Source organism: Streptomyces chilikensis (assembly GCF_001642695.1).
In the GTDB taxonomy this organism is placed as follows: domain Bacteria; phylum Actinomycetota; class Actinomycetes; order Streptomycetales; family Streptomycetaceae; genus Streptomyces; species Streptomyces chilikensis.
The window spans coordinates 3,788,820-3,802,568 of sequence record NZ_LWCC02000005.1 but is presented as its reverse complement, the minus strand read 5'-3'; the positions used below and the strand labels follow the sequence as shown (position 1 = coordinate 3,802,568).

At 72.2% G+C, this 13,749-nt stretch carries 14 protein-coding genes; 7 read left to right on the top strand and 7 right to left on the bottom strand.

What is annotated here, in order from left to right:
- Positions 1-120 precede the first annotated feature (120 nt).
- Positions 121-543 carry a pyridoxamine 5'-phosphate oxidase family protein gene (locus tag A2U95_RS16975; RefSeq protein WP_166023459.1) on the top strand — a complete coding sequence of 141 codons (423 nt, stop codon included), beginning with the start codon at positions 121-123 and terminating at the stop codon, positions 541-543.
- Positions 544-550: 7 nt separating this feature from the next.
- Here A2U95_RS16975 and A2U95_RS16970 read toward each other — a convergent pair whose 3' ends face one another.
- From A2U95_RS16970 to fabG, 3 genes are all read right to left on the bottom strand, one after another.
- A complete protein-coding gene (locus A2U95_RS16970) occupies positions 551-871 on the bottom strand; it encodes a hypothetical protein (RefSeq protein WP_166023457.1) in 321 nt (106 codons plus the stop codon).
- Positions 872-1,092: 221 nt separating this feature from the next.
- Positions 1,093-1,860 (bottom strand): enoyl-ACP reductase FabI, encoded by a 768-nt coding sequence (gene fabI, locus A2U95_RS16965; protein ID WP_166023455.1) that lies wholly within the window; start codon positions 1,858-1,860, stop codon positions 1,093-1,095.
- A 5-nt stretch (positions 1,861-1,865) separates the two neighbouring features.
- Positions 1,866-2,585 carry a 3-oxoacyl-[acyl-carrier-protein] reductase gene (fabG, locus tag A2U95_RS16960; RefSeq protein WP_151775603.1) on the bottom strand — a complete coding sequence of 240 codons (720 nt, stop codon included), beginning with the start codon at positions 2,583-2,585 and terminating at the stop codon, positions 1,866-1,868.
- 412 nt (positions 2,586-2,997) lie between these two features.
- Between fabG and A2U95_RS16955 the strand changes: the two genes are divergently transcribed.
- From A2U95_RS16955 to tyrS, 3 genes are all read left to right on the top strand, one after another.
- Positions 2,998-4,521: a TldD/PmbA family protein gene (locus tag A2U95_RS16955; protein ID WP_166023453.1), complete on the top strand. Its 1,524-nt coding sequence runs from the start codon at positions 2,998-3,000 to the stop codon at positions 4,519-4,521.
- A complete protein-coding gene (locus A2U95_RS16950; RefSeq protein ID WP_166023452.1) occupies positions 4,518-5,912 on the top strand; it encodes a metallopeptidase TldD-related protein in 1,395 nt (464 codons plus the stop codon). Before A2U95_RS16955 ends, A2U95_RS16950 begins: the two co-directional genes overlap by 4 nt.
- A 162-nt stretch (positions 5,913-6,074) precedes the next feature.
- Entirely contained in the window at positions 6,075-7,343 is a 1,269-nt protein-coding gene (gene tyrS, locus A2U95_RS16945) for a tyrosine--tRNA ligase (RefSeq protein ID WP_166023450.1), read from the top strand.
- A gap of 97 nt (positions 7,344-7,440) precedes the next feature.
- On the opposite strand, the gene A2U95_RS16940 is transcribed toward tyrS, so the two are convergent.
- Positions 7,441-7,734, bottom strand: a complete 294-nt coding sequence (locus tag A2U95_RS16940; protein ID WP_166023448.1) for a GlsB/YeaQ/YmgE family stress response membrane protein — start codon at positions 7,732-7,734, stop codon at positions 7,441-7,443.
- A 202-nt stretch (positions 7,735-7,936) separates the two neighbouring features.
- On the opposite strand from A2U95_RS16940, the gene A2U95_RS16935 reads away from it, so the two are divergent.
- A complete protein-coding gene (locus A2U95_RS16935; RefSeq protein WP_166023446.1) occupies positions 7,937-8,356 on the top strand; it encodes a DUF3099 domain-containing protein in 420 nt (139 codons plus the stop codon).
- A gap of 180 nt (positions 8,357-8,536) precedes the next feature.
- Complete coding sequence (locus tag A2U95_RS16930) at positions 8,537-8,746, top strand: hypothetical protein (protein WP_166023444.1); 210 nt, start codon at positions 8,537-8,539, stop codon at positions 8,744-8,746.
- Between the two features lie 10 nt (positions 8,747-8,756).
- Here A2U95_RS16930 and moaA read toward each other — a convergent pair whose 3' ends face one another.
- The 3 genes from moaA to A2U95_RS16915 form a co-directional block, all read right to left on the bottom strand.
- Positions 8,757-9,749 carry a GTP 3',8-cyclase MoaA gene (moaA, locus tag A2U95_RS16925; protein WP_166023442.1) on the bottom strand — a complete coding sequence of 331 codons (993 nt, stop codon included), beginning with the start codon at positions 9,747-9,749 and terminating at the stop codon, positions 8,757-8,759.
- A gap of 141 nt (positions 9,750-9,890) precedes the next feature.
- Entirely contained in the window at positions 9,891-11,513 is a 1,623-nt protein-coding gene (locus A2U95_RS16920) for a solute symporter family protein (RefSeq protein WP_166023440.1), read from the bottom strand.
- Positions 11,510-11,863 carry a DUF485 domain-containing protein gene (locus A2U95_RS16915; protein ID WP_166023438.1) on the bottom strand — a complete coding sequence of 118 codons (354 nt, stop codon included), beginning with the start codon at positions 11,861-11,863 and terminating at the stop codon, positions 11,510-11,512. The genes A2U95_RS16920 and A2U95_RS16915 overlap by 4 nt, the downstream gene beginning before the upstream one ends.
- A gap of 315 nt (positions 11,864-12,178) precedes the next feature.
- On the opposite strand from A2U95_RS16915, the gene A2U95_RS16910 reads away from it, so the two are divergent.
- Positions 12,179-13,717: a S8 family peptidase gene (locus A2U95_RS16910; RefSeq protein WP_166023436.1), complete on the top strand. Its 1,539-nt coding sequence runs from the start codon at positions 12,179-12,181 to the stop codon at positions 13,715-13,717.
- Positions 13,718-13,749: the final 32 nt, after the last annotated feature.

Sequence of the window (13,749 nt, the reverse complement as noted above, 5' to 3'; positions counted from 1 at the left end):
CGGCGGCGGCCGCACGGCCCGGCGGCGCCCGGCAGGACCTCGCGCGGCACGGCCCGGCGGCGCGCGCCCGCCTGACGCGTCGGGCTGCGCGGGCGGGCGGTCCGGCCCTAACGTCGGGGCATGGCTCTTTCCGAGGAAGAACGCGAGGCGTTCCTGTCCGAACCGCTGACGGCGACGCTCGGTGTGGTGGCCGGCCCGGAGCGAGGACCGCTGCTGGTGCCGCTCTGGTACGGCTACGAGCCGGGGGGCCTGCCGTGGATCCTCACCGGCCGGGACTCCCGGAAGGCTGCGCTGATCGCCGGGGCGGGACGGTTCTCGCTGCTGGTGCAGCGGCTGACGCCGACGGTGCGGTACGTGTCGGTGGAGGGACCGGTCGTGGAGTCGGTGGCCGCGACGGCGGAGCACGTGCGCGAGATGGCCGGGCGGTACCTGTCGGGGGTGGCCCTGGAGCAGTACCTGGCGTCGCCCATGGCCCTGGAGGAGTCCGTGGTCCTGCGGATGCGTCCCGAGAGGTGGACGTCGTCGGACCTCGGGTCCTGGTAGCCGGCGTTCACCCCGGCCGGTGGCTCACCCACGCCGCGGCGACCTCCTTCCAGCAGCGGCCGGTGAGCTCCACGCCGCGGGCGGGGGCGGCGTCGGCGGGGGCGCCGTCGCTGTCCACGTCCCACCAGCGGGCGCACTCGATGTGCAGGCGGACCCGGTCGGTGCGGGAGTGGGGGTTGTGGCAGTGGGCGGTGACCTCCGAGCCGGTGACCCGCACGGCGCAGTCGGCGCCGGACTCCGCGGGCGCGGGGCCGGGGGACGCGGGGGCGAGGGCCGCCGCGGCGGCGGTCAGTGCCGCGAGGGCGGCGGGGCGCAAGCGGGGGATCATCGCGCCTCCCGGGGTGGGTACGCCCCAGGCTGCCCCCGCGGAGGGCTCGGCCGCCCGCGGTGCTCCGCCGGACGGGTGACGGGTCCCCGCGCGGGGCGAGGACCCGCCCCCGGCGGCGCCGCCCCGACCGTCACCCGCGCGGACGGATGCTCCGCCGGGGCCGGGAACGGCGCTGCCCCGCGCGGTGGGGCGCGGGGCAGCGCAAAGGGCCCGGAACGGCGTTACGCGCCGATCGCGTGGAGGCCGCCGTCGACGTGGACGATCTCGCCCGTCGTCTTCGGGAACCAGTCGCTCAGCAGGGCGACGACGCCCCGCGCGGCCGGCTCCGGGTCCGCCAGGTCCCACTCCAGCGGGGCCCGCGAGTCCCAGACCGACGCCAGGTCGGCGAAACCGGGGATGGACTTCGCGGCCATGGACCCGATCGGTCCCGCCGAGATCAGGTTGGACCGCACGTTCTGCTTGCCCAGGTCGCGCGCCAGGTACCGGTTGGTGGCCTCCAGGGCCGCCTTGGCGGGACCCATCCAGTCGTACTGCGGCCACGCGTACTGGGCGTCGAAGGTGAGGCCCACCACCGACCCGCCGTTCTGCATCAGCGGCAGGCAGGCCATGGTCAGCGACTTCAGGGAGAACGCCGAGACGTGCATCGCCGTGGCCACCGACTCGAACGGCGTGTTCAGGAAGTTGCCGCCCAGCGCGTCCTGCGGCGCGAAGCCGATGGAGTGGACCACGCCGTCCAGGGTGCCGAGCTCCTCGGCGACCACGTCGGCGAGCCGCCCGAGGTGCTCGTCGTTGGTGACGTCCAGCTCGACGACCTTGGTCGGCCTGGGCAGCTTCTTGGCGATCCGCTCGGTGAGCGTGGGCCGGGGGAAGGCGGTGAGGATGATCTCCGCGCCCTGCTCCTGGGCCAGCTTCGCCGTGTGGAAGGCGATGGAGGACTCCAGCAGCACGCCGGTGATCAGGATCCGCTTGCCCTCGAGAATTCCGCTCATGTCGATCAGTGACCCATGCCCAATCCGCCGTCAACGGGGATGACGGCTCCAGTGATGTACGACGCCTCGTCCGAGGAGAGGAAGCGCACCACGCCGGCGATCTCCTCGACCGCCGCGTACCTGCCCAGCGGAATCTTGGACAGGAGGTCGTCGCGCGTCTCCTCGGGGAGGTCGCGCGTCATGTCGGTGTCCACGAAGCCGGGGGCGACGACGTTGAAGGTGATGCTGCGCGAGCCCAGCTCACGGGCGAGGGAGCGCGCGAAGCCGACCAGCGCGGCCTTGGAGGCCGAGTAGTTGGCCTGGCCCGCCTGGCCGGCGAGGCCCACGACGGAGGAGATCAGGACGACCCGGCCCTTGCGGGCGCGCAGCATGCCCTTGTTGGCCCGCTTGACGACACGGAAGGTGCCGGTCAGGTTGGTGTCGATGACGGAGGTGAAGTCCTCCTCCGACATGCGCATCAGGAGCTGGTCCTTGGTGATGCCGGCGTTGGCCACCAGCACCTCCACCGGACCGTGCCGCTCCTCGACCTCCTTGTAGGCCTGCTCCACCTGCTCGGAGTCGGTGATGTCGCAGCGGACGGCGAGGCAGCCGAGGTCGGTGAGCTCGGCCGGCGGTTCGCCGGAGCGGTAGGTGTACGCGACCTTGTCGCCGGCCTGGGCGAACGCGCGGGCGATGGCGAGGCCGATGCCCCTGTTGCCTCCGGTGACGAGAACCGAGCGGCTCATCCGTCCCCCTTCGTGCTGTGTTCGAGTTTCCCCGCCCGGCCGTGCTCCCGCGCCGGCCGGCGGCTTCCCCGAAAACCTATCGGTCCGCCCGCCGTCGGGGGCCTTCGGGCACGAACAGCAGCGCACCCCCGCCCGCTGTGGGATCCCTACAGTCGCCCTCCTCCGGTGCCGGGCGTTCCCGTGCCCCGAACGTGCGGAGGACCGGACGGACGCCGGAGGGCGGTTGTGGCAGCCCGCCAGCGGGCGCGTCGCCGGCTCCCGCGCCCCGCGCCCCGGTGCGGACCCCCTGTTCCACGGCCGCCCGGACCCTCCGGGACTCCGGCCCGGCCGGCAACTCGCGCGCACGGCGCGGTCCCCCCGTGGTTCACTGCCCTGTTGTCAGCGCAGTGACCGCCTGAAGGGATGCCGCCCCGTGCCCCATGAAATCGACCCGTCGTTCCTGGCACTGCCGTTGAGGGCCCTGGCCGACGCCGCTCTGGCGCGGGCCAGGGCGCTGGGCGCGGATCACGCCGACTTCCGGTTCGAGAGGGTGCGCAGCGCGTCCTGGCGGCTGCGGGACGCGCGGCCGGCCGGGTCCTCGGACACCACCGACCTGGGCTACGCGGTGCGCGTGGTGCACGGCGGCGCGTGGGGCTTCGCCTCCGGGGTGGACCTCACCATGGACGCCGCGGCCAAGGTGGCCTCGCAGGCGGTGGCGATGGCCAGGCTGACCGCGAAGGTGATCGCGGCGGCCGGGTCAAACGAGAGGGTGGAGCTGGCGGACGAGCCGGTGCACCCGGAGAAGACCTGGGTGTCGGCGTACGAGACCGACCCGTTCGAGGTGCCGGACGAGGAGAAGTCGGGCCTGCTGGCCGAGTGGAGCGCCCGGCTGCTCGCCGCCGACGGGGTCGACCACGTGGACGCCTCGCTGCTGACCGTCCACGAGAACAAGTTCTACGCGGACACCGCCGGCACCGTCACCACCCAGCAGCGGGTCCGGCTGCACCCGCAGTTCACCGCCGTCTCGGTCGACGGGTCCACCGGCGAGTTCGACTCGATGCGCACCCTGGCGCCGCCCGTGGGGCGCGGCTGGGAGTACCTGACCGGCACCGGCTGGGACTGGGCCGCGGAACTCGCCGAGATCCCGGAGCTGCTGCGCGAGAAGATGCGCGCCCCGAGCGTGAGGGCGGGGGTGTACGACCTGGTCGTCGACCCGTCGAACCTCTGGCTGACCATCCACGAGTCGATCGGCCACGCCACCGAGCTGGACCGCGCGCTCGGTTACGAGGCGGCCTACGCGGGCACCTCCTTCGCCACCTTCGACCAGCTCGGCACGCTGAGGTACGGCTCCGAGAAGATGAACGTCACCGGGGACCGCACCGCCGAGCACGGGCTGGCGACCGTCGGTTACGACGACGAGGGCGTGGCAGGCCAGTCCTGGGACCTGGTCAGGGACGGCGTGCTCGTCGGCTACCAGCTGGACCGGCGGATGGCGAGGCTGACCGGCTTCGAGCGGTCCAACGGCTGTGCCTTCGCCGACTCCCCCGGCCACGTGCCGGTGCAGCGGATGGCCAACGTGTCGCTGCGGCCGGATCCGGCGGGCATGTCCACGGCGGACCTGATCGGCAGCGTCGACAACGGCGTCTACGTGGTGGGCGACCGGTCGTGGTCCATCGACATGCAGCGGTACAACTTCCAGTTCACCGGGCAGCGCGCCTACCGCATCAAGGGCGGGCGGCTGGACGGCCAGGTCCGGGACTTCGCCTACCAGGGCGTCACCCCGCAGTTCTGGGGATCCATGGAGGCGGTCGGCGGCCCCCAGACGTACGTGCTGGGCGGCGCGTTCAACTGCGGCAAGGCCCAGCCGGGTCAGATCGCGGCCGTCTCGCACGGCTGCCCGTCAGCACTTTTCCGGGGCGTCAACATCTTGAACACCACGCAGGAGGCCGGTCGATGAGCCCGCGTACCCACAAGCCGCACGAGATCGTCGAGCGCGCCCTGGAGCTGTCCCGGGCCGACGGATGCGTCGTGATCGCGGACGAGACCTCGAGCGCCAACCTCCGCTGGGCGGGGAACGCCCTCACCACCAACGGCGTCACCCGGGGCCGGCACCTCACCGTGATCGCCACGGTGGACGGCAAGGAGGGCACCGCGGCCGGCGTGGTGAGCCGCGGGGCGGTCACCGCCGACGACCTGGAGCCGCTGGTGCGGGCCGCCGAGGCCGCCGCGCGCGGTGCGGCGCCGGCGGAGGACGCCACCGAGCTGGTCGGCGGCACTCCGCACTCCCCCGGTTTCGCCGAGGCGCCCGCCGAGACCTCCTCCGCGGTGTTCGACGCGTTCGCCCCGGCCCTCGGCGAGGCGTTCGCGCGCGCCCGGGCCGGCGGGCGGGAGCTGTACGGCTTCGCCCACCACGAGATGGTGACCAGCTACCTCGGTTCCTCCACCGGCCTGCGGCTGCGCCACGACCAGCCCAACGGCACCCTGGAGGTCAACGCCAAGTCCCCCGACCGGCTCCGCTCCGCCTGGGCGGGCCGCTCCACCCGGGACTTCACCGACGTGGACCCGGCCGCGCTCGACGCCGAGCTGGCGCGCCGGCTGGGGTGGGCGGAGCGGCAGGTGGACCTGCCCGCCGGGCGGTACGAGACGCTGCTGCCCCCGTCCGCGGTGGCGGACCTGCTGGTCTACCAGCTGTGGTCGTCCTCGGCCCGGGACGCCGCCGAGGGACGGACGGTGTTCAGCAAGCCGGGCGGCGGGACGCGCGTCGGGGAGAAGCTGACGGCGCTGCCGCTGACGCTGCGCAGCGATCCGCGCGAGCCGGGGCTGGAGTGCGCGCCGTTCGTGCTGGCGCACTCCTCCGGGAACGACGCCTCGGTCTTCGACAACGGGCTGCCGGTGTCGGCCACGGAGTGGGTCTCCGGCGGCGAGCTGCGCCGGCTGACCTCCACGCGGCACGGTGCGGCGCTGACCGGGATGCCGGTGGCGCCGGCGATCGGGAACCTGGTCCTGGAGGGCGGTGACGACCGGTCGCTGGAGGAGATGGTCGCCGCGACCGGGCGGGGCCTGCTGCTGACCTGCCTGTGGTACATCCGGGAGGTCGACCCGGCGACGCTGCTGCTCACCGGGCTCACCCGGGACGGGGTCTACCTGGTGGAGAACGGGGAGGTCACCGGCGCGGTGAACAACTTCCGGTTCAACGAGTCGCCGGTGGACGTGCTCGGGCGGGCCGTCGAGGCGGGCCGGACGGAGCGGACGCTGCCGCGGGAGTGGAGCGACTGGTTCACGCGGGCGGCGATGCCGGCGCTGCGGGTGCCGGACTTCAACATGAGTTCCGTGAGCCAGGGGGTGTAGGGGCCGCGCGCCCGGAGGTCCGGGGCCCGGCCCCGGGCGCGCGCCCGGGGCCGGGCCCCTGCCCGCGGATATGGCGGCGCGACGCGGACGGCGGGGCGTATAACCTCGTAGGGACCGCCGGGACGGCGGCCGAGCAGATCGTTTCGAGGAGACACGAGAACCGTGACGGACATCGTCGACGAGTTGAAGTGGCGCGGGCTGTTCGCCCAGTCCACCGACGAGGACGCGCTGCGCAAGGCGCTGGCGAACGGTCCGGTCACGTTCTATTGCGGTTTCGACCCGACCGCCCCCTCGCTGCACGTCGGCCACCTGGTGCAGGTGCTCACCATGCGCCGGCTCCAGCGGGCGGGCCACCGTCCGCTCGCCCTGGTGGGCGGGGCGACGGGTCAGATCGGCGACCCCCGGCCGACCGCCGAGCGCACGCTGAACGCGCCGGAGACGGTCGCCGCCTGGGTGGACCGGCTGCGCGCGCAGATCGAGCCGTTCCTCTCCTTCGAGGGCGACAACGCGGCCGCCATGGTCAACAACCTGGACTGGACCGCCGGCCTGTCGGCGATCGAGTTCCTGCGTGACGTCGGCAAGCACTTCCGCGTCAACAAGATGCTGACCAAGGACTCGGTGGCCCGGCGCCTGGAGTCGCAGGAGGGCATCAGCTACACCGAGTTCAGCTACCAGCTGCTCCAGGGCATGGACTTCCTCGAGCTGTACCGCCGCCACGGCTGCACCCTCCAGCAGGGCGGCAGCGACCAGTGGGGCAACCTCACCGCGGGCATGGACCTGATCCACCGCCTGGAGCCCGAGGCCCACGTCCACTGCCTGGCCACGCCGCTGATGGTGAAGGCCGACGGCACCAAGTTCGGCAAGACCGAGGGCGGCGCCGTCTGGCTGGACCCGGAGATGACCACGCCGTACGCGTTCTACCAGTTCTGGCTGAACACGGACGACCGGGACATCAGCCGGTACCTGCGCATCCTCTCCTTCCGTTCCCGCGAGGAGCTGGAGGAGCTGGAGCGGCAGACCGAGGAGCGCCCGCAGGCGCGTGCCGCCCAGCGCGCGCTGGCCGAGGAGCTGACCACGCTGGTGCACGGCGCGGACCAGACCGCCGCCGTGGTCAACGCCTCCCGGGCGCTGTTCGGCCAGGGCGAGCTGACGGAGCTGGACGGCCGGACGCTCGCCGCGGCGCTCTCCGAGGTGCCGCACGTCCAGGTGTCCGAGCTGGGCCCGGTGGTGGACCTGTTCGCCGAGGTCGGTCTGGTGGCCAGCAAGTCGGCGGCCCGGCGCACCGTGAAGGAGGGCGGCGCCTACGTGAACAACGCCAAGGTGACCGCCGAGGACGCCGTGCCGGCCCGCGAGGACCTGCTGCACGGCCGCTGGCTGGTGCTGCGGCGCGGCAAGAAGAACCTGGCGGCGGTCGAGGTCACCGGGGGCTGACGCGCACGGGACACCGACGACACCGCCGGCGGGCCGGGCGGGGCAGCGGCCCCGCCCGGCCCGCCGTCGTCATCGGATCGGATCGGATCGGATCGGATCAGGCGATCGTGCGTGTCGAGGTGGTCCGCCTCTTGGACATGACGGCGTTCCAGGCGGCGGCTCCGACGGCCACCAGGGCGATCGCCGCGCCCAGCTGCAGCGCGTGCCTGCCCCAGTCGATGCCCGGCGTCGCCGCGATGCCGACGCCGCGTGCGATCGCGTTGCCCGCGACGGCGCCGCCGATACCGAGCAGCGTCGTCAGCCACAGCGGAATGTTCTGCTTGCCCGGCAGGATCGCCTTGGCCAGCAGGCCGAGCACGAAGCCGATGATGATCGCCCACAACCAGCCCATGGGTGCCTCCTCGTACGGATCTACGTGAGCATTACGCCCAGTGTCCGCCCGTCCCCCGTTCGGCGCATGTCGGACAAGTCCGCCCACGGCGCGGCGCGGCCGGCACGCCCGCCCGGCGGCCCCCCGGCCTCCGTGCCGGGCGGCGCCGGGCGTACCGTTGTATGTGCCGGTTCGGACCGATGCTGGTGGATGGTGGAATGTGATGCGGAAGCGGCGGCGGAGCGACTCGACGGGCCAGGTCTTCCGGATCACCGGTGCCCGGCAGAGCCTCGCGGACGACGTGGGCGGGCGGCAGCGGCGCTATGTGATCTCCATGCTGGTCCGCACCCTCTCGGTGATCCTGGCGGCCACGCTGTGGAACGTGCAGCGCCCGGTGGCGGTGGTGGCCCTGGTGCTGGGCGCCCTGCTCCCCTACGTGGCCGTGGTGATCGCCAACGCCGGGCGGGAGAACACCCCCTCGCTCCCCTCGACGTTCCTCGCCGCCCCGGTCCGGCCGATGCTCGCGCCGCCGCGGGCGGACGCGGCCTCGCAGCCCTGGGAGAAGCCCGTGGAGGACCCCGTGGGGGAGCCCGTGGGGGAGCCCGCCCCGCAGGCGCCGCAGGGGGCCGGCGACCGCGAGTGACCGGCCGGCGGCGGGGTTCACCCCTGTTGGTCCCGCCGAACCGGTCCCGCCGGGCCGGGCTCGCGTGACATACTTCCCAAGAGCTCCGCATCCCCCGTTCGGAGCGAAGGACCGACGCCGGGCAGCTCCCCCCGTGGCTGCCCGGCGTCTTCCGTGACCGTTCTTCCCCTGCGAGAAACCGTGAGTGACGAGACCGCCGTCTGCTCGGCCAAGGGCTGCCGCGAAGCCGCGGTGTGGGTGCTGGCCTGGAACAACCCGAAGTTGCACGCCCCCGACCGCCGCAAGACCTGGGTGGCCTGCGAGGAGCACCGGGAGCACCTGTCGCAGTTCCTGGGGGTCCGCGGGTTCCTGAAGGACGTGGTGGCGCTCCCGGAGTGGTCGGAGGGCTGACCTCCGCCGGCTAGCCGCCGATCGCCGACATCGGCCGGGCGGGCTGCAGGAACGTGGGGTCGTCGAGACCGGAGCCGGCCTTCTTGCCCCACATCGCGGTCCGCCAGATCCGGGCGATCTCCTCGTCGGGCGCCCCGGAGCGCAGCGCTCCGCGCAGGTCGGTCTCCTCGGTGGCGAACAGGCAGGTGCGCACCTGGCCGTCGGCAGTGAGCCGGGTGCGGTCGCAGGCCGAGCAGAACGGCCGGGTGACCGAGGCGATGACGCCGACCCGGTGCGGGCCGCCGTCGACCAGCCAGCGTTCGGCGGGCGCGGAGCCGCGGGCCGTGTCGCCCTCGGGGGTGAGCTCGAAGCGGGTGCGCAGCGAGGCGAGGATGTCCCCGGCGGTGACCATGCCGTCGCGCTTCCAGCCGTGCTGGGCGTCCAGCGGCATCTGCTCGATGAACCGGAGCTCGTACTCGTTCTCCACGGCCCAGGCCAGCAGGTCGGGGGCCTCGTCCTCGTTGAAGCCGGGCATCAGGACGGCGTTGACCTTGACCGGGGTGAGCCCGGCGTCGCGGGCGGCGGCGAGGCCGGCGAGGACGTCGTGGTGCCGGTCGCGGCGGGTGAGGGCCTTGAAGACCTCGGGGCGCAGGGTGTCCAGGGAGACGTTGACCCGGTCGAGCCCGGCCTCCTTGAGGGCGGGGGCGATCCGGCCGAGGCCGATGCCGTTGGTGGTGAGGGACGTCTCGGGGCGGGGGTCCAGTTCCGCGACGCGCTGCACGATGCCGGCCAGACCGGGGCGCAGCAAGGGCTCGCCGCCGGTGAAGCGGACCTCGTCGACGCCGAGCGCGGTGACGGCGACGCGGATCAGCCGGACGATCTCGTCGTCGGTGAGCAGGTCCGGCTTGGCCAGCCACTGCAGGCCTTCCTCGGGCATGCAGTAGGTGCAGCGCAGGTTGCACCGGTCGGTCAGCGAGACCCGCAGATCGGTGGCCACCCGGCCATGGGTGTCGATGAGCGTCACCAGGGCCCCTCCCTCGCAGTCGGTACCGCGGTCGAGTGCCGCGGTCGAGTTCCCGCAGCCTTGAGCGTACGTGACGGCGACGGCCGCGCCGCCCCGGAGTTCCCTCGGGGCGGCGCGGCCGCGGGTGCCGTTCGGCGGGGGTCAGTGCGCTCCGGTACCGGTGAGCGACCGGACCTCCAGCTCGGCGTACTTGCCCTTGTCGGCCTCTTCCTTGGAGAGGATGGTGCCCAGCCAGCCGAGAAGGAAGCCGACCGGGATCGAGATGATGCCGGGGTTGGACAGCGGGAACCAGTGGAAGTCGACGTCCGGGAACATCGCCGTCGGCGCGCCGGAGACGACCGGCGAGAACAGCACCAGGCCGACGGCGGAGATCAGGCCGCCGTAGATGGACCACAGCGCGCCCTGGGTGGTGAACCGCTTCCAGAAGAGGCTGTAGAGGATCGTCGGCAGGTTGGCGGAGGCGGCGACCGCGAACGCCAGGGCGACGAGGCCGGCGACGTTGAGGTCGCGGGCGAGGGCGCCGAGGCCGATCGACACGATGCCGATGAACACGGTCGACCAGCGGGCCGCCTTCATCTCCTGCTTCTCGGTGGCCTTGCCGCGCTTGATGACGTTCGCGTAGATGTCGTGGGCGAACGAGGAGGACGAGGCCAGGGTGAGTCCGGCGACCACGGCGAGGATGGTGGCGAACGCGACCGCGGAGATCGAGGCCAGCAGGATCGCGCCCCAGGTGGAGTCGACGCCGCCCAGGTGCAGGGCGAGCAGGGGCGCGGCGGTGTTGCCCGCGGGGTTGGAGTCGGTGATCTCCTTCGGGCTCATCAGCGCGGCGGCGCCGAAGCCGAGGGCCAGGGTCATCAGGTAGAAGGCGCCGATGAGGCCGATCGCCCAGAGCACGGACTTGCGGGCCGCCTGGGCGGTGGGGACCGTGTAGAAGCGGATCAGGATGTGCGGCAGGCCGGCGGTTCCGAGGACCAGGGCGATGCCGAGCGAGATGAAGTCGATCTTGCTCATCTCGCTGACGCCGTACTTCAGGCCGGGCTCGAGGAAGGCGTCGCCCTTGCCGCTGTTGGCGGCGGCGGTGCCGAGCAGGTCGGAGATGTTGAAGTTGAACTTCAGCAGCACCAGGAAGGTCAGCAGCGCCGCGCCGAACATCAGCAGCACGGCCTTGACCATCTGGACCCAGGTGGTGCCCTTCATGCCGCCGATGGACACGTACATGATCATCAGGACGCCGACCAGGGCGACGATGAGGATCTTGCCGGCCTCGCTGGTGATGCCGAGGAGCAGGGAGACCAGCACGCCGGCGCCGGCCATCTGCGCCAGCAGGTAGAAGATCGAGACGACGATGGTGGAGACGCCGGCCGCGGTCCGGACCGGGCGCTGGCGCATCCGGTAGGCGAGCACGTCGCCCATGGTGTAGCGGCCGGAGTTGCGCAGTGGTTCGGCGACCAGCAGCAGGGCGATGAGCCAGGCGACCAGGAAGCCGATGGAGTAGAGGAAGCCGTCGTAACCGGAGAGCGCGATGGCGCCGGCGATGCCCAGGAAGGACGCGGCGGACATGTAGTCGCCGGAGATGGCGAGGCCGTTCTGGAAGCCGGAGAACTGGCGGCCGCCGGCGTAGAAGTCGGCGGCGTCCTTGGTCTGGCGGCCGGCCCAGACGGTGATGCCGAGGGTCGCCACGACGAAGGCGGTGAAGAGGCTGATGATCAGTGTGCGGTGCTCGCTGGCCTCGTTGGCCGCGAGGAACACGGACTCGGTGCTCACGCGCCGCCCTCCATCCGGGACTTGATGGCTTCCGCCTTCGGGTCGAGCTTGGCCGCGGCGGTGCGGGCGTACCACCAGGCGATGAGGAAGGTGCTGACGAACTGCAGGACGCCCAGGAGGAGGGCGACGTTGATGTTGCCGAGGACCTTGGCGCCCATGAAGCCGCCGGCGTAGTTGGAGAGCAGGACGTACAGCAGGTACCAGGTTATGAACGCGATGGTCAGCGGGAAGGCGAACGAGCGGTAGGAACGGCGCAGTTCGCCGAACTCCTCGCTCTCCTGCACCCGGGCGTACTCCTCGGTGGACGGCACCCGTGGTTGCGGCGTCTCGAGGGGCGGTGAGTCTGCCACGGAGTCTCCTCATGCAATAGATACGGTCATATGACAATCGGCCTGATTGTGATGTGGATCACTCGGCAAGGTCGAGATGCTAGGGCCCCGGAACGCGATCCGACAGGGGGTCGCGGCTCTTCGCCCCTTGTCCGCCTTCACGGAGCGGAAGCGGGACCGGTTCAACCGGGTGCCGATGTTCGGTAATCGTTGCGGGAAGTCATTGCTGGCCAGCGACTTGGGGAGATAGCTTCCTCCCTGAACCATCCGTCATGTACCTGCCCGCGGCACATCTCTGCCCCGGCGGGCCTCGATTCAGGATGATGTGGAGACCCCATGGCTCATCTGAGCTCAAGACGCCGACTGGCCCTCGCGGTGCCGGTCGCGCTGTCGCTGACGGCGTCGCTCGGCTTCCTGCCGGCCACCGCCGCGGCGGCCCCGACGTCCGACGTCACCGCCACGGCCACCACGGCCGGCGAGACGCTGTCCTACGTCGTCAACACCAGGAAGGACCGCGGCACGATCGCCTCCGTCAAGAAGGCGATAGGCGAGGCCGGCGGCACGGTCGTCACGTCGTACGACAAGATCGGCGTGATCTACGTCCACTCGGCCGACCCCTCCTTCGCCGCGAAGATCCGCGCCGTGCGCGGTGTGCAGAGCGCGGGCGCCACCCGCACCGCGCCGTTCACCCCGGCCGCCACCACCGACGTGGGCGCCGTGGACCGCCTGAGCGCGGACGAGGCCGCCAGGATCGCCGAGGCCTCCGCCGAGGCCGGCCTGGACGAGCCGCTCGAGGCCGACCAGTGGGACCTGCCGGCGATCGGCGCCGACGAGGCCGCCGAGATCAACCCCGGCAGCGAGAAGGTCACGGTCGCCGTGATCGACACCGGCGTCGACGACACCCACCCGGACCTGGCGCCGAACTTCTCGCCCTCTCAGTCCGCCGACTGCTCCACCGGCGTGGCCGACACCTCCCCCGGCGCCTGGCGTCCGGTGGACGACGACCACTACCACGGCACCCACGTCGCCGGCTCGATCGCCGCGGCCCGCAACGGCGTCGGCATCGCCGGCGTCGCCCCCAACGTGAAGCTCTCGGGCATCACCGTCGCCCAGCCGGACGAGAACCAGCTGTTCTTCACGGAGGCCGTCGTCTGCGCCTTCGTCTTCGCCGCCGACAACGGCGTGGAGATCACGAACAACAGCTACTACGTCGACCCGTGGGAGTACAACTGCCCCGACGACCCGGACCAGAAGGCCCTTCTGGAAGCGGTCGACCGGGCCCAGAAGTACGCCCGGTCCAAGGGCACCCTGCACGTCGCCTCGGCCGGCAACTCCTACAACGACCTCGACGCGGACGCCATCCTCGACGACGGCAGCCCGAACGACAGCACCCCGGTCACGCGGACCATCGACCCGCACGTGTGCCTCGACGTCCCGGCCCAGCTGGACGGCGTGGTGACCGTCTCCGCCACCGGTTACTTCAACGGCAAGTCGTACTACTCGAACTACGGCAAGGGCGTCATCGACGTCGCCGCGCCGGGTGGTGACGCGCGCCAGATCCCGACGGACACCCCGTCGAAGAACGGCCGCATCCTCTCCACCATGCCGAGCGGCGGTTACGCCTGGCTCCAGGGCACCTCCATGGCCGGCCCGCACGCCGCCGGCGTCGCCGCCCTCATCAAGTCGACGCACCCGCACGCGACTCCGGGCGCGCTGGCGGCCATGCTGAAGGCGCAGGCGACCAAGTTCGACTGCCCCGAGACGTACGACCACAACAACGACGGTGTCGTGGACGCGATCTGCGTCGGCGGCCCGCGTCAGAACGGCTTCTACGGCGCCGGCATCGTCGACGCCCTGAAGGCCGTCACCAAGTAACACCCCGCGCGGCACCGCCGCACCCGCGTCCG